Consider the following 14,017-nt stretch of genomic DNA (forward strand, 5'->3'; position numbering starts at 1 on the left):
AACGGTATCGGCTGCCCTCGGGTCTCGGAAACGTCGTCCAACCCTCGGTATCGTGTAGGCCATGGTTGTTATGTCAGCGCCCACTAAGCCGGGCACTACAGGACAACGAGAGTCCGCTCCGGTAGAGGCCACGGCGAGCCCGTGGGTCACGATCGTCTGGGACGACCCGGTCAATTTGATGACCTACGTGACCTATGTGTTCCAGAAGCTGTTCGGCTACAGCGAGCCGCACGCCACCAAGCTGATGCTGCAGGTGCACAACGAGGGCAAGGCCGTGGTGTCCGCCGGCAGCCGGGAGTCCATGGAAGTCGATGTGTCCAAGCTGCACGCCGCCGGTCTGTGGGCGACGATGCAGCAGGACCGCTGACGGTCGAGGCGCTGGCGATTCCCGGTGCGCAAATGGAAGCGGGTCGAGACCGCTGACGGTCCCCGTTTTCGGTCGTCGCTGGCCTCGCACGAGGCCGCCCTGCTCAAGAATCTGGCCACGGCGATGATCGGCCTGCTCGACGAGCGCGAATCCGCTTCGCCGGCAGACGAACTCGAGGAGATCACCGGGATCAAGACGGGCAACGCCGAACCGCCGAAAGATCCCACGTTGCGTCGGCTGCTGCCCGATTTCTATCGGCCCGACGATGACACCGAGCCGTCCGAGGCCGCGGACAGCCTGAACGCCGCCCTGCGCAGCCTGCACGAGCCCGGCATCGTCGACGCCAAACGCGTTGCCGCACAGCGGTTGCTGAGCACGGTTCCCGACGACGGCGGCCGCTTCGAGCTCACCGAGGACGACGCGAACTGCTGGATCGCGGCGGTCAACGACATCCGGCTGACGCTGGGAGTCATGCTCGAGGTGGGACCCGACGGCCCGGAGCGCCTGCCCGCCGACCATCCGCTGGCCGTGCACTTCGACGTCTACCAGTGGCTGACCGTGCTGCAGGAGTACCTGGTCCTGGTGCTCATGGGGTCCCGATGACCGCGTCGGGCGACCGGTGAACGCCATCACCGACGTCGGGGGCATCCGCGTCGGCCACTACCAACGACTGGACCCCGACGCGTCGCTGGGCGCCGGCTGGGCCTGCGGCGTCACCGTCATACTCACCCCGCCGGGAACCGTCGGCGCCGTCGACTGCCGCGGCGGTGCGCCCGGCACCCGCGAGACCGACCTGCTGGATCCGGCCAACACCGTGCGGTTCGTCGACGCGGTGCTGCTCGCCGGGGGCAGCGCCTTCGGCCTGGCCGCCGCCGACGGCGTCATGCGCTTCCTGGAAGAACACGAGCGCGGCGTGGCGATGGACGGCGGTGTGGTCCCGATCGTGCCGGCAGCGGTGATCTTCGATCTGCCGGTCGGGGGTTGGCGGTGCCGCCCTACGGCGGAGTTCGGTTACGCGGCCTGTGCTGCCGCCACCGGCGCAGAGTTAACCGTCGGGACCGTCGGCGCCGGGGTGGGCGCGCGCGCCGGGGCGCTCAAAGGCGGCGTCGGGACCGCGTCGAAGGCGCTGCCGTCCGGTGTGACCGTCGGGGCGGTCGCCGTGGTGAACTCCGCCGGCGAGGTCGTCGACCGGAGCACCGGCCTGCCGTGGATGATGGACCTGATTCAGGAATTCGGGCTGCGGCCGCCGCCGGCCGAGCAGGTCGACGCGCTCGCCGGTTTGGCGTCCCCGTCGGATCCGGTGGACAACCCGCTCAACACCGTCATCGCGGTGGTGGCCACCGACGCCGCCCTGAGCGCGGCGGCGTGCCGGCGGGTGGCGATCGCCGCGCACGACGGCCTGGCCCGCAGCATCCGGCCGGCGCACACCCCGGTCGACGGTGACACCGTGTTCGTACTGGCCACCGGGGCGGTCGAGGTGCCGCCCGCGACGGACGCGCCCGCCGCCTTCTCGCCGGAGACCCGGCTGGCCACCGAGGTCGGCATCGCCGCCGCCGATTGCCTGGCCCAAGCGGTGCTGGGTGGCGTGCTGGCCGCCGAATCGATCGCCGGCATACCGAGCTATCGCGACGTGCTGCCCGGCGCTTTCGGTCGATGAGAGGCGACCGGCCGCGGCGCCGGTAGCCTTGACGATGCTGGAACACGCTGGAAGGGCAGCCATGGGTAAGAGGACTCCCACCGGACGCCCCGGCGCGCCTGCAGCCCAGCCGAAGAGGCGGTCCACCGCGACGGCCGGCGCCGCCACGATCCTCACCTTCGTGGTGCTGCTCTACCTCGTCGAGCTGATCGACCAGTTGACCCGCCATTCGCTGGACGCCAACGGCATTCGCCCACTGGAGGCCGACGGCCTGTGGGGCATCGTCTTCGCCCCGGTGTTGCACGCGAGCTGGCAGCACCTGATGGCCAACACCGTGCCGCTGCTGGTCCTGGGATTTTTGATGACGCTGGCCGGCCTGTCCAGATTCGTCTGGGCGACCGCCATCGTGTGGATCCTCGGTGGCTTCGGCACCTGGCTCATCGGCGACGTCGGCAGCGGCTGCGGCCCCACCGACCACATCGGTGCCTCCGGTTTGATCTTCGGCTGGCTGGCCTTCTTATTGGTGTTCGGGATCTTCGTGCGCCGGATGCGCGACATCATCATCGGGCTGGTCGTCATGTTCGCCTACGGCGGCGTACTGCTCGGGGCCATGCCGGTGCTCGGCAGGTGCGGGGGCGTGTCGTGGCAGGGCCACCTGTGCGGAGCGATCGCCGGCATCCTGGCCGCCTATTGGTTGTCCGCCCCGGAACGTAAGGGCCGGACGTCCAGGAAAGCCGGCACCACCGTGCCGCGGCCCAAGACATGAGCTCGGCACTGGCACCCATCGGCGTCTTCGACTCCGGTGTCGGGGGACTCACCGTCGCGCGCGCGATCATCGACCAGCTGCCGGACGAAGACATCGTCTACGTCGGCGACACGGGTCACGGTCCGTACGGGCCGCTGACCATCCCCGAGGTCCGCGCGCACGCGTTGGCCATCGGGGACGACCTCGTCGGCCGCGGCGTCAAGGCGTTGGTCATCGCCTGCAACACGGCGTCGGCCGCGTGCCTGCGCGACGCCCGCGAACGCTACGACGTTCCCGTTGTCGAGGTGATCCTGCCCGCGGTGCGCCGCGCGGTCGCCACCACCCGCAGCGGGCGCATCGGCGTCATCGGCACCCAGGCCACCATCAACTCGCACGCTTATCAGGACGCGTTCGCCGCCGCCCGTGACACCGAGATCACCGCGGTGGCGTGCCCGCGCTTCGTCGATTTCGTGGAGCGCGGGGTGACTAGCGGCCGTCAGGTGCTCGGTTTGGCCGAGGGCTATCTGGAGCCGCTGCAGCGCGCGCAGGTCGACACGCTGGTGCTCGGCTGCACGCACTATCCACTGCTGTCCGGACTAATCCAATTGGCGATGGGTGACAACGTGACGCTGGTCTCCAGCGCCGAGGAGACGGCCAAGGAAGTGCTGCGCGTGCTGACCGAGCGGGACTTGCTTCGCCCGCACGACGCAGCGCCCGCGACTCGGGTCTTCGAAGCCACCGGCGACCCCGAAGCATTCACCGCTTTGGCGGCGCGCTTCCTCGGTCCGGCCGTCACCGGCGTCCAGCCCGTTGCGCAGGTGCACATTGATTGACCTGCGGACGAGATTCTCGTCACACCAATGCGGCCATGTTTTCGTCACGGTCCTATCGGGCATGGCACAGTAGTGTCCGTGCGAATAACCGTGCTCGGCTGCTCGGGCAGCGTGGTGGGTCCGGACTCGCCCGCGTCGGGTTATCTGCTCCGGGCACCGGACACTCCGCCGTTGGTCATCGACTTTGGCGGGGGCGTTCTTGGCGCGCTGCAGCGCTATGCCGATCCCGGTTCCGTGCACGTGTTGTTGTCCCATTTGCACGCCGACCATTGTCTGGATTTGCCCGGCCTTTTCGTGTGGCGGCGCTATCACCCGACGCGCCCGCTCGGCAAGGCGTTGCTCTACGGTCCGGGCGACACCTGGTCGCGGCTGGGCGCGGCGTCGTCACCCTATGGCGGTGAGATCGACGACTGCTCGGACATTTTCGACGTTCGCCATTGGGTCGACGGCGAGCCGGTGACCATCGGGGCGCTGACGGTGACGCCGCGGGTGGTGGCCCATCCGACGGAGTCCTACGGCCTGAAGATCACCGACCCCTCCGGCGCCTCGTTCGTGTACAGCGGCGACACCGGCAGCTGCGATCAGCTTGTCGAGCTGGCCCGCGGCGCCGACGTTTTTCTGTGCGAGGCCTCGTGGACGCACGCGCCGGACCGGCCGCCCGCGCTGCACCTGTCGGGCACCGAGGCCGGCCGGGCCGCGGCCGAGGCCGGCGTTCACGAACTGCTGCTGACGCACATCCCGCCGTGGACCTCGCGCGAGGATGTGATCAGCGAGGCCAAGGCCGAGTTCGACGGTCCCGTGCACGCGGTGGTCTGCGGCGAGACGTTCGATATCCGCCGCTCCGAGAGGGTCTGAGTCGGCGCGTTAGGGTTGGCTTAGGCTTGCCGGGTGACGAGACGAGAAGACGGCCGCCTTGACGACGAGCTTCGGCCCGTGGTCATCACCCGCGGTTTCACCGACCACCCCGCCGGTTCGGTATTGATCGAATTCGGCCACACCAAGGTCATGTGCACGGCGAGCGTGACCGAGGGCGTGCCGCGGTGGCGCAAGGGGTCGGGCCTGGGTTGGCTGACCGCCGAGTACGCGATGTTGCCGTCGGCCACCCACACCCGTTCGGACCGCGAGGCGGTGAAGGGCCGCCTGTCCGGGCGCACCCAGGAGATCAGCCGGCTGATCGGGCGGTCGCTGCGCGCCTGCATCGACCTGGCGGCGCTCGGCGAGAACACCATCGCCGTCGACTGCGACGTCTTGCAGGCCGACGGTGGCACCCGCACCGCGGCCATCACGGGCGCCTTCGTGGCGTTGTCCGATGCGGTGACCTATCTCGCCGCGGCGGGGAAGCTGTCGGACCCGCGGCCGCTGTCCTGCGCGATCGCCGCGGTCAGCGTCGGCGTCGTCGACGGCCGCATCCGGGTCGACCTGCCGTATGAGGAGGACTCCCGCGCCGAGGTCGACATGAACGTCGTCGCCACCGACACCGGGACCCTGGTGGAAGTTCAGGGGACCGGCGAGGGCGCGACCTTCCCGCGGTCGACGCTGGACAAGTTGCTCGACGTCGCGCTGGCCGCCTGCGACAAGCTGTTCGCCGCGCAGCGTGAGGCGCTGGCGCTGCCGTACCCCGGTGTGCTCCCCGAGGGGGCCCCGACGCCGAAGGCGTTCGGCAGCTGACCGTGCCTGATGGTCCCCTGAACTCGGCCTAACTGCCGCGCGGTTTACCACCGCCGACAGCGCGACCACGGCGAGGCTCCTTGCGGTCGGTCATGCCTCGTCCTTCTGCAGCTCGAATATCGGGATTACGCGGGTGGTCTTTGACTGGTAGTTCGAGAACGCGAACGCGGGTACGGTCGCGTTGAGTTTGGGGATGATCGCCTCACGTTCGGACGCCTCGAGCTCGTGCGCGACGACGTCGAACGAGTCGGTGGCGACTTCAACGCGCGCCCGCGGGTTGGCCCGCAGGTTGTGCACCCACGCCGGGTTGACGTCGGCGCCACCATAACCCGCGACTATCAGCAGCCTGGCTTCGATGCGGAAGGCCACCAGCGGCGTGACGCGCGGCTCGCCGGACTTCGCGCCCGTCGTAGTGAGCAGTAACAATTCGTTGCCCGCGAATCGCCCGCCGACCTTGCCGGCATTGGCGCGAAACTCGTCGGTGATGTCGTTGTTGAGCGCCTTGAGCGTCTTGGTATCGGGTTTGTGACTCACTCTGGACGCAGCTGCTTCGTCGCCCTGTCTATTCCTTGTGGAGTGTGTCGCGTTAACGTTTTCGGCGTCGCCGAGACCGGTCATAGCAGGAGCAGAGCTTTGATGATGTCGGCCGGGAGTGTCATCTTGGTGCCAAGATCCTCTCCTTGCGCGACGACCACCATCTGGTGCGAGGGAATGACCGAAAGGGTCTGCCCGAACAACCCGACCGCCGAGTAGCTGCCGGGCGGCAGCGCATTCGCGTCGCCGCCGTTGGCAGTCCACCACAGGTAGCCGTATGACGCGAACGGGCTGGGCAGGCCGGTTTCGACCCGAGTCGCGGTGCTCACCCTCACCCAGTCGGGCGGCACGATTTCGTCGCCGTCCCAAGTTCCTTCGTTGAGATAAAGCTGCCCGAATCGGGCCAAGTCACGGGCGGATAGTTGGAGGGCGTGGTTCGGGTATCGGGGTGTCGCGCCCAGCGGGTCGTAGCCGTAGCGCAACCGCGTGTGCTGCAGCGGATTCCAATCGCGAAAGCCAAGTGGGCGGGCCAGGAGGCCGTCGATTGCGGTGAACAACGCTACTCCGGACACTCGCTGGTAAATCTCGCCGAGGACGTTGAAATTCCAGTTGTTGTAGTGAAATTCCGCGCCCGGCACAGCAGAGTCGCGTTGCGGCCAGTCCGACGGCCTGTTGCGGAAAATGTCGTAGGTGGCACCGTAGTTCAACGGCAGGTAGACACCAGAGGTTGACGTCAGAAGGTGTTGAAGAGTCGCGGTTCGTTCTCGATCGGTGAGACACGGCGAGTCGTCAATACCGAAATCGGCCAGCGTTGCATCCAACTGCACATCGCCGCTTACAATCAGCCGACCAAATAGGGCGCTCACGATCGATTTGCGAATGGAATGAATCGGAAGCGGCTTGTCTTGGGGCCCAACGGCGAGCACGGTCTCTCCGGACTGGATGACACACAGCCTGGTGATCCGATGGGCGTTCACGGCCTCTTCGACTCGATAATCCATCCGACCCTCGAGGGTTGAGTTGTTATAAATATATAACAACATGGCAGCGGGCTGCTGCAAGGCCCGGGTGAGATGTGCGGTCCAGCTACGCTGCCTAGGGTGTTGATCAGCGCTAAAACGTATGGCAGTGCAGGGTGACCCGGCTGCTGGTCGCCAGCCGCAATCCCAAGAAGCTGGCCGAGTTGCGCCGGGTGCTCGACGCCGCCGGTCTGACCGGCTTGACGCTGGTGTCACTCGACGATGTGGCGCCGTTCGACGAGGCGCCGGAGACGGGCGCGATGTTCGAGGACAACGCGTTGGCCAAGGCGCGGGATGCCTTCGCCGCGAGCGGGTTGGCAAGCGTGGCCGACGATTCCGGGCTGGAGGTCGCCGCCTTGAATGGCATGCCCGGTGTGCTGTCGGCGCGGTGGTCCGGTCGGCACGGCGATGACGCGGGCAACACCGCGTTGCTGTTGGCGCAACTGCGCGACGTGCCCGACGGACGGCGCGGTGCGGCGTTCGTGTCGGCCTGCGCGCTCGTCTCGGCCGCCGGTGAGGTTGTCGTCCGCGGCGAGTGGCCCGGCAGCATCGCCCGCGAACCGCGCGGCGACGGCGGCTTCGGCTACGACCCGGTGTTCATTCCCAACGGACACGACCGCACGGCCGCAGAGCTGAGCCCGGCGGAGAAGGACGCGGTCTCGCATCGCGGTCGGGCGCTGCAACTGCTGTTGCCGGCGCTGGAAACGCTGGCCCGGTCCGGGGGCTAGGGCGCCGCGGGCCCGCGGGGCTCGCTGGCCTAGAGCCCGAAACGCGCCTTGACGTCCCGGGTCTGGAAGTGCTCGACGATGATTCCGAGCAGCGGGATGGTCCCGGACAGCAGCACGCCCACCGTCTTGCCGAGTGGCCAGCGCACCTTGACCGCCAGATTGAACGCGGTCAGCACGTAGATGAAATACACCCAGCCGTGCACCACTTCGATCCACCGGATCTCGTGGCCGAAGGCGAGGTGCGAGACGATCTCGTAGCACAGCGCGATCAGCCACAGACCGGTCGTCCACGCCATGACCCGGTAGCCGAGCAACGCGGTGCGGACCTTGTCGACGGGCACCGCGGGAACTGGCGCTCCGGGCGTCTCCGGTGTGGTCATGGGGTTGTCCTCTTCTGTTGTTCGGCGTCTCGCGCGGCGAGCTCGGCCAGGTAGGTGTTGTACTCCCGCAGCGCGGGATCGTCGGGCGCCTGCGGGGCGGGCTTGGGGCGCTCGGGCAGCAGCCCGGCGGGTATCTCCGTCATCGCGTCGGTACCGCGCGGCTGCGGTGGTTCCTCTTCATAGCGAACGAATTTGCGGTACGCGTACACGCAGAATCCCGCGAACAGCGGCCACTGCAACGCATAGCCGAGGTTCTGAAAGGAGCCGGACACGGAATTGAACCTGGTCCACTGCCACCAGCCCAGCGCCAGGCAGCCGCACGCCGCGACGATCACCAGCGCGATGAGCGCGGGCCTGCGACGATGCGTAGTGGACACCCCTTGACCGTACCGCTCACGATTTGGGCCCGACGAATTCATCGAGCCCGTGCCGACGGCTCGGCGGCGTCGCAAGCGATACGATCGGCAAGCCGCGGGCGTGGCGAAATTGGCAGACGCGATGGTTTTAGGTGCCATTGCTCGAAAGAGCTTGAGGGTTCGAGTCCCTCCGCCCGCACCGGACACCCGAGACGAAATCTTGCGCGGTGCAGGCATCAAACCCGTTGTGCGGGGTACCTGGAACTCACAGGACACTAGGGAGACGCCATGCCCGCCGAAACCGAACCACCGCCACAAAGCGAAAAAGCTTTCACTGCACAGGATGTCGAGCGCGCCGAACGCAGGGCCGCCGCCGCCCGCGAACGCGCCGCCCGCGCGGGCCTGTCCGCAGCGCGAAGCTTCGAGCAGTCCGCACTCCAGCACGAGCGGGTCGCCAGGACGCAGGACTGGACCGTCGAACAGGGCGTGCCCCATACCGACGTGCACCGCAGGTCCGCGATCAAGCACCGCCAAGCGGCCGAAGAGGACCGCAAGCTCGCGGAGTTGAAGCGCAGAGAATCCGAAGCGGACCTGGCCTCCGACGTCGGCCAGTAACCGGTCACTCCGCCACGAAGCGGGCGCGTACCTCCGGGGCCGGCAGCGGGCAAGTGTCGTATTTGCCGCCGACGCGATAGCGGATCGCGGCGAACCTGTCGTAGAGCCGGTCGAGCAGCGGAGCGGGGACAAATCGGGCGATCGTGAACGCCCGCCATGGTCCGCCGAGGTAGTCCACCACGCGCAGGACGGCCCGGGATCGGACGGCCACCCGTTCCGAGGGCCGGCCGGGGTCGTCGACGAAGACCACCGAATCGACGTTTCCGATCTCGGGATGCCGCTCGATGATCGCTTTGCCGAAAACGCTGTCCAGGGCCGCAAAGCGCAGGGAGCCGGTGGGATCGAGACGCAGGATGGTGCGCACCGAGCGGTTGCACACCCCGCACACTCCGTCGTAGAGCAGCACCGGCGCCGCTGACTCATCGCTCATGTTTCCCAGGCTACCGACGGGCTCGGACGGCGGCCGGGACCAAGGTTGACCTATGGTAAGGCAACCCTTAGTTTGTACGTACCAAGTCGCGACCGGCTGGCGGTGATCCGCGGCAGGATGCCGCCCATGCGGGGTCGTGGCAGGTGTCGAACTCGAAGGGTTGCGGCCGCTGACGGCCGCATCGATCCGTGGCCTCATGGCGGTGCTCCCGCCGGGTCGTCAGATCGGCGAGGCCGTCGCGGCGCGGGGCGCCGCGAGAAAGGACCGCTAATGGCACGCGGATTCTCCGGTGTGATGCTGCGCAGCTTCGGCGCACGCGACCACACCGCGACGGTGATCGAAACCGTCCGGATCGCACCGCACTTCGTGCGGGTGCGCATGACGTCGCCGACCCTGTTCGAGGACGTGGATGCCGAACCGGCCGCGTGGCTGCGGTTCTGGTTTCCGGACCCGGACGGATCGAAAACGGAATTCCAGCGCGCGTACACGATCTCGGAGGCCGACGTTCCCGCCGGGCGCTTCGCGGTCGATATCGTGCTGCACGATCCCGCCGGTCCGGCGTCGCAGTGGGCGCGCACCGTCCAGCCCGGCGCCACCATCGCGGTCATGGCGCTGATGGGCTCGTCGCGATTCGACATGCCCGACGAGCAGCCGGCCGGATATCTGCTGATCGGTGACTCGGCATCCATCCCGGGGATGAACGGCATCATCGGGGTCGTCCCCGACGACGTTCCGATCGAGATGTACCTCGAACAGCACGACGACAACGACCCGCTGATCCCGATCGCCCAGCACCCCCGGCTGCGACTGCACTGGGTCGCCCGCCACGACGAGAAGTCGCTTGCCGCGGCGATCGAGAACCGGGACTGGTCCAACTGGTACGCGTGGGCGACGCCGGAGGCCACAACGCTCAAGCAGGTGCGAACGCGGCTGCGCGACGAGTTCGGCTTTCCCAAGTCCGAGGTGCACGCCCAGGCGTACTGGAGCGCCGGACGCGCGATGGGCACCCGGCGCGGTGACGAACCGGCGGCATCGGACGGCGTCGCACCCGCCCTCTCTGCGGATGATGTTGCGGCGCAGTTGGAATCGGCTCCGCAGGTGTCCGACGCCCCACCCGCCCCGGCGGCCCGTGGGAGCTGGCGGGCCCAGGGCGCGGGCCGGCTGCTCGCGCCGCTGCGCTCGGCGCTGATCCTCTCGGGTGTGTTGCAGGCGGTGATCACGCTGGTGCAACTGGCGCCGTTCGTGTTGCTCGTGGAGCTGGCCCGGCGGCTCGTCTCGGGTGCGCCCGCCGCCCGACTGTGGGATATCGGCATCGCGGCGGTGTCGCTGCTCGGTTTGGGGGCGTTGCTGGGTGCCGCCCTCACGCTGTGGCTGCACGTCGTCGACGCGCGGTTCGCCCGTGATCTGCGAACACGGCTGTTGCACAAGCTGTCTCGGCTGCCGCTGGGCTGGTTCACGGCACGCGGGTCGGGGTCGATCAAGCAGTTGCTGACCGACGACACGCTGTCCCTGCACTATCTGGTCACCCACGCCATCGGCGACGCGGTCGGCGCCGCCGTCGCGCCGGTCGCGGTGCTGGTCTATCTGTTCGCCGTCGACTGGCGGGTGGCGCTGGTGTTGTTCTTGCCGGTCCTGGTGTATCTGGTGCTGACGTCGTCGCTGACGATCCAATCGGGTCCGCGCATCCCGCAGTCGCAGCGCTGGGCGGAGACGATGAGCGGCGAGGCCGGGGCCTACCTGGAGGGCCAGCCGGTGATCCGCGTCTTCGGTGGCGCCGCCGCCTCCAGCTTCCGGCGCCGCCTGGACGAATACGTCGGTTTCCTGGTCGCCTGGCAGCGCCCGCTGGCCGGCAAGAAGACGTTCATGGACCTGGTCACCCGCCCGTCGACGTTCCTGTGGCTCATCGCGCTCACCGGCACGTTGCTGGTGGTCGCCGGCCGGATGAATCCGGTGAACCTGCTGCCGTTCTTGTTGCTGGGCACCACATTCGGAGCGCGACTGCTCGGCATCGCCTACGGCCTGGGCGGCATCCGCGCCGGCATGTTGGCCGCCCGGCGCCTGCAGAACACCCTCGACGAGGCCGACCTCGCCGTGCACGACGACCACGAGGCGCACGGGGATCCCGCGTCGACGGTGGTGTTCGAGCACGTCGGTTTCGGCTACCGGCCCGACGTGCCGGTCATCCACGACGTCTCGCTGACGTTGCGGCCCGGGACGGTCACCGCGCTGGTTGGGCCCTCCGGGTCCGGCAAGTCGACGCTGGCCGCCCTACTGGCCCGGTTCCATGACGTCGGACAGGGCGCGATACGTGTTGGGGGACAAGATATTCGGTCGATGACCGCCGACCAGCTGTACGCCCAGGTCGGATTCGTGCTGCAGGAAACGCAATTGGTGCACGGGACCGTCGCGGAGAATATCGCGCTGGCCGTCCCCGACGCCACCGCGGCGCAAGTCGAACAGGCCGCGCGCGACGCGCAGATCCACGACCGCATCATGCGGCTGCCCGACGGCTACGACACCGTGCTGGGTACCGCCAGCGGCCTGTCCGGCGGTGAGCGGCAACGGCTCACGATCGCCCGCGCGATCCTGGCCGACACCCCGGTGCTGATCCTCGACGAGGCCACCGCGTTTGCCGACCCCGAATCGGAATACCTTGTGCAGCAAGCGCTCAACCGGCTGACGCAGGACCGCACGGTGCTGGTGATCGCGCATCGATTGCACACCATCACCCGGGCCCACCAGATCGTCGTGCTCGACCACGGCCGCATCGTCGAACGCGGCACGCACGACGAGTTGCTCAGCGCCGACGGCCGGTACCGACGGCTCTGGGAGGGCGGTCGTCGCGACCGGGTAACCGCGGGCACGACCGGCGAGGGGGCGCGATGATCCGCACGTGGCTGAGCCTGGTTCCGGCGGACCGCCGCAACCGGGTCATCACCTACACGGTGCTCGCACTGGTCTCCGTGCTGGTGCGCGCGGTGGCCACCGTGCTGCTGGTCCCCTTGGTCGGGGCGTTGTTCGGCGACGCCCCGCAGCGCGCGCTGGTCTGGCTGGGCTGGCTGACCGCGGCCACCGTGGCCGGCTGGGTCATCGACACCGCAACCGCGCGGATCGGTTTCAACCTGGGCTTCGCCGTGCTGGATCACAGCCAGCACGACGTCGCGGATCGGCTGCCCGGCGTGCGGCTGGATTGGTTCACCGCCGAGCACACCGCGACCGCACGGCAGGCGATCGCCGCCACGGGGCCCGAGCTGGTCGGCCTCGTCGTCAACCTGCTCACGCCGCTGATCTCCGCCGTCCTGCTGCCCGCGGCCATCGCGGTGGCACTGCTGCCGGTCTCCTGGCAACTGGGGGCCGCAGCGCTGGGAGGCCTGCCGCTGCTGTTGGGCGCGCTATGGGCATCGGCCCGGTTGGCGCGGCGCGCGGACTCTGCGGCGGCCGAGGCCAACACCGCGCTCACCGAGCGGATCATCGAGTTCGCCCGGACCCAGCAGGCGTTGCGGGCCGCACGTCGTGTCGAGCCGGCGCGCAGCATGGTCGGCGATGCACTGGCGGCACAACACGGCGCCACCATGCGCCTGCTGTCGATGCAGGTCCCGGGCCAGCTGCTGTTCAGCCTCGCCAGTCAGCTCGCGCTGATCCTGCTGGCCGGGGCGACCACTGCGCTGACCGTGCACGGAACGCTCACGGTGGCCGAGGCCATCGCGCTGATCGTCGTCATCGTGCGCTACCTCGAGCCGTTCACCACCATCAGCGAGCTGGCGCCGGCGCTGGAGAGCACCCGCGCCACGCTCGGCAACATCCGTGCCGTGCTGACCGCGCCGCTGATGACTGCCGGCGCCGCCAAGCTGGCCGGCGCCGGGGCGCCGCGAATCGAATTCGCCGACGTCGTGTTCCGCTACGACGGCGCGGGCACACCGGTGCTCGACGGCGTGAGCTTCGCGTTGGATCCGGGCAGCACGACGGCGATCGTCGGACCGTCCGGTTCGGGCAAGAGCACGATCCTGGCGCTGATCGCCGGGCTGCATGAGCCGACCGGCGGACGGGTGCTGATCGACGGTGTGAACGCGGCGACGCTGGACGGCGAGGCCCGGCGGGCGGCGGCCAGCGTCGTTTTCCAGCACCCCTACCTGTTCCACGGGTCGATTCGCGACAACGTGTTCGCCGGAGATCCGGGCGCCGACGACGAGCGCTTCGCGCGGGCGGTGGCGCTCGCGCGCGTCGACGAGCTGGTCGGACGGCTGCCTGACGGCGTCGACACGGTCGTCGGCGAGGCCGGTTCGGCGCTGTCCGGCGGTGAACGCCAGCGGGTCAGCATCGCCCGCGCGTTGCTCAAACCGGCGCCGATTTTGCTGGTAGACGAGGCGACCAGCGCGTTGGACACCGAGAACGAAGCCGCGGTGGTCGACGCGCTGACGGCCGACCCGCAGTCACGCACGCAGGTGATCGTCGCGCACCGCCTGGCCAGCATCCGTCACGCCGACCGCGTGCTGTTCCTCGACAACGGCCGGGTGGTCGAGGACGGCACGGTTGACGAATTGCTCGCTGCGGGCGGCCGATTCGACGAATTCTGGCGCCAGCAGCACGAAGCCGCCGAATGGCGCATTCTGGCCGACTAGCGCACCGCGGTTGACCGCAACTCTTGCGGTATGCCTTACAGTTTGTCAGTCGGACCGTGCTGTCTGCGCAGGAGGAGGCGTGCCGCT

16 protein-coding genes and 1 tRNA gene are annotated in these 14,017 nt (G+C 68.7%); 12 read left to right on the forward strand and 5 right to left on the reverse strand.

Annotation, left to right across the window (positions count from 1 at the left end; translation table 11 throughout):
* Positions 1 to 61 precede the first annotated feature (61 nt).
* From clpS to rph, 7 genes are all read left to right on the forward strand, one after another.
* On the forward strand, positions 62 to 367 hold the full coding sequence (gene clpS, locus A5622_RS13685; RefSeq protein ID WP_066867352.1) for an ATP-dependent Clp protease adapter ClpS: 306 nt from the start codon (positions 62 to 64) through the stop codon (positions 365 to 367).
* 24 nt (positions 368 to 391) lie between these two features.
* Entirely contained in the window at positions 392 to 970 is a 579-nt protein-coding gene (locus tag A5622_RS13690) for a DUF2017 domain-containing protein (RefSeq protein WP_066867350.1), read from the forward strand.
* A 16-nt stretch (positions 971 to 986) separates the two neighbouring features.
* On the forward strand, positions 987 to 2,024 hold the full coding sequence (locus tag A5622_RS13695) for a P1 family peptidase (protein ID WP_066879069.1): 1,038 nt from the start codon (positions 987 to 989) through the stop codon (positions 2,022 to 2,024).
* 61 nt (positions 2,025 to 2,085) lie between these two features.
* Positions 2,086 to 2,769, forward strand: coding sequence for a rhomboid family intramembrane serine protease (locus tag A5622_RS13700; protein ID WP_066879072.1), 684 nt, complete (start codon positions 2,086 to 2,088; stop codon positions 2,767 to 2,769).
* On the forward strand, positions 2,766 to 3,581 hold the full coding sequence (gene murI / locus A5622_RS13705) for a glutamate racemase (RefSeq protein ID WP_066867344.1): 816 nt from the start codon (positions 2,766 to 2,768) through the stop codon (positions 3,579 to 3,581). Before A5622_RS13700 ends, murI begins: the two co-directional genes overlap by 4 nt.
* 72 nt (positions 3,582 to 3,653) lie before the next feature.
* Positions 3,654 to 4,436 (forward strand): cyclic nucleotide-degrading phosphodiesterase, encoded by a 783-nt coding sequence (locus tag A5622_RS13710; protein ID WP_066867342.1) that lies wholly within the window; start codon positions 3,654 to 3,656, stop codon positions 4,434 to 4,436.
* Positions 4,437 to 4,469: 33 nt separating this feature from the next.
* Positions 4,470 to 5,249: a ribonuclease PH gene (gene rph, locus A5622_RS13715; RefSeq protein ID WP_066867340.1), complete on the forward strand. Its 780-nt coding sequence runs from the start codon at positions 4,470 to 4,472 to the stop codon at positions 5,247 to 5,249.
* Positions 5,250 to 5,339: 90 nt separating this feature from the next.
* On the opposite strand, the gene A5622_RS13720 is transcribed toward rph, so the two are convergent.
* Both A5622_RS13720 and A5622_RS13725 read right to left on the reverse strand, forming a co-directional pair.
* On the reverse strand, positions 5,340 to 5,783 hold the full coding sequence (locus A5622_RS13720; RefSeq protein ID WP_066879075.1) for a nitroreductase family deazaflavin-dependent oxidoreductase: 444 nt from the start codon (positions 5,781 to 5,783) through the stop codon (positions 5,340 to 5,342).
* A gap of 80 nt (positions 5,784 to 5,863) precedes the next feature.
* Entirely contained in the window at positions 5,864 to 6,784 is a 921-nt protein-coding gene (locus A5622_RS13725) for a serine hydrolase (protein WP_066879078.1), read from the reverse strand.
* 134 nt (positions 6,785 to 6,918) lie between these two features.
* Between A5622_RS13725 and rdgB the strand changes: the two genes are divergently transcribed.
* Positions 6,919 to 7,530: an RdgB/HAM1 family non-canonical purine NTP pyrophosphatase gene (gene rdgB, locus A5622_RS13730; RefSeq protein ID WP_066879081.1), complete on the forward strand. Its 612-nt coding sequence runs from the start codon at positions 6,919 to 6,921 to the stop codon at positions 7,528 to 7,530.
* A gap of 29 nt (positions 7,531 to 7,559) precedes the next feature.
* Here the strand turns inward: rdgB and A5622_RS13735 are convergent, their stop codons facing one another.
* Together A5622_RS13735 and A5622_RS13740 are read right to left on the reverse strand one after the other, a co-directional pair.
* Positions 7,560 to 7,910 carry a DUF3817 domain-containing protein gene (locus A5622_RS13735; protein WP_066867332.1) on the reverse strand — a complete coding sequence of 117 codons (351 nt, stop codon included), beginning with the start codon at positions 7,908 to 7,910 and terminating at the stop codon, positions 7,560 to 7,562.
* Positions 7,907 to 8,287 (reverse strand): hypothetical protein, encoded by a 381-nt coding sequence (locus A5622_RS13740; RefSeq protein ID WP_066867330.1) that lies wholly within the window; start codon positions 8,285 to 8,287, stop codon positions 7,907 to 7,909. Before A5622_RS13740 ends, A5622_RS13735 begins: the two co-directional genes overlap by 4 nt.
* Before the next feature lie 94 nt (positions 8,288 to 8,381).
* On the opposite strand from A5622_RS13740, the gene A5622_RS13745 reads away from it, so the two are divergent.
* Both A5622_RS13745 and A5622_RS13750 read left to right on the forward strand, forming a co-directional pair.
* Positions 8,382 to 8,465, forward strand: a tRNA-Leu gene (locus A5622_RS13745).
* A gap of 89 nt (positions 8,466 to 8,554) precedes the next feature.
* Positions 8,555 to 8,881, forward strand: a complete 327-nt coding sequence (locus A5622_RS13750; RefSeq protein ID WP_066879084.1) for a hypothetical protein — start codon at positions 8,555 to 8,557, stop codon at positions 8,879 to 8,881.
* 4 nt (positions 8,882 to 8,885) lie between these two features.
* On the opposite strand, the gene A5622_RS13755 is transcribed toward A5622_RS13750, so the two are convergent.
* The gene (locus A5622_RS13755; RefSeq protein ID WP_066879087.1) at positions 8,886 to 9,311 is read right to left on the reverse strand and encodes a thiol-disulfide oxidoreductase DCC family protein; all 426 of its coding nucleotides are present in this window, start codon (positions 9,309 to 9,311) and stop codon (positions 8,886 to 8,888) included.
* 270 nt (positions 9,312 to 9,581) lie between these two features.
* Between A5622_RS13755 and A5622_RS13760 the strand changes: the two genes are divergently transcribed.
* Positions 9,582 to 12,197, forward strand: a complete 2,616-nt coding sequence (locus A5622_RS13760; RefSeq protein ID WP_066879090.1) for an ABC transporter ATP-binding protein/permease — start codon at positions 9,582 to 9,584, stop codon at positions 12,195 to 12,197.
* On the forward strand, positions 12,194 to 13,930 hold the full coding sequence (locus A5622_RS13765) for an ABC transporter ATP-binding protein (RefSeq protein WP_066867320.1): 1,737 nt from the start codon (positions 12,194 to 12,196) through the stop codon (positions 13,928 to 13,930). The genes A5622_RS13760 and A5622_RS13765 overlap by 4 nt, the downstream gene beginning before the upstream one ends.
* Positions 13,931 to 14,017: the final 87 nt, after the last annotated feature.

The sequence above is a fragment of the Mycobacterium sp. 1245801.1 genome (genome assembly GCF_001673055.1).
GTDB lineage: Bacteria > Actinomycetota > Actinomycetes > Mycobacteriales > Mycobacteriaceae > Mycobacterium > Mycobacterium europaeum_A.

Excerpts from the sequence above, each read along its gene's own strand:
- A5622_RS13700 (WP_066879072.1), top strand. The coding sequence starts at position 2,086 with ATGGGTAAGAGGACTCCCACCGGACGCCCCGGCGCGCCTGCAGCCCAG.
- murI (WP_066867344.1), top strand. The coding sequence starts at position 2,766 with ATGAGCTCGGCACTGGCACCCATCGGCGTCTTCGACTCCGGTGTCGGG.
- A5622_RS13760 (WP_066879090.1), top strand. The coding sequence starts at position 9,582 with ATGGCACGCGGATTCTCCGGTGTGATGCTGCGCAGCTTCGGCGCACGC.
- A5622_RS13735 (WP_066867332.1), bottom strand. The coding sequence starts at position 7,910 with ATGACCACACCGGAGACGCCCGGAGCGCCAGTTCCCGCGGTGCCCGTC.
- clpS (WP_066867352.1), top strand. The coding sequence starts at position 62 with ATGGTTGTTATGTCAGCGCCCACTAAGCCGGGCACTACAGGACAACGA.
- A5622_RS13750 (WP_066879084.1), top strand. The coding sequence starts at position 8,555 with ATGCCCGCCGAAACCGAACCACCGCCACAAAGCGAAAAAGCTTTCACT.
- A5622_RS13765 (WP_066867320.1), top strand. The coding sequence starts at position 12,194 with ATGATCCGCACGTGGCTGAGCCTGGTTCCGGCGGACCGCCGCAACCGG.
- A5622_RS13755 (WP_066879087.1), bottom strand. The coding sequence starts at position 9,311 with ATGAGCGATGAGTCAGCGGCGCCGGTGCTGCTCTACGACGGAGTGTGC.
- A5622_RS13725 (WP_066879078.1), bottom strand. The coding sequence starts at position 6,784 with ATGGATTATCGAGTCGAAGAGGCCGTGAACGCCCATCGGATCACCAGG.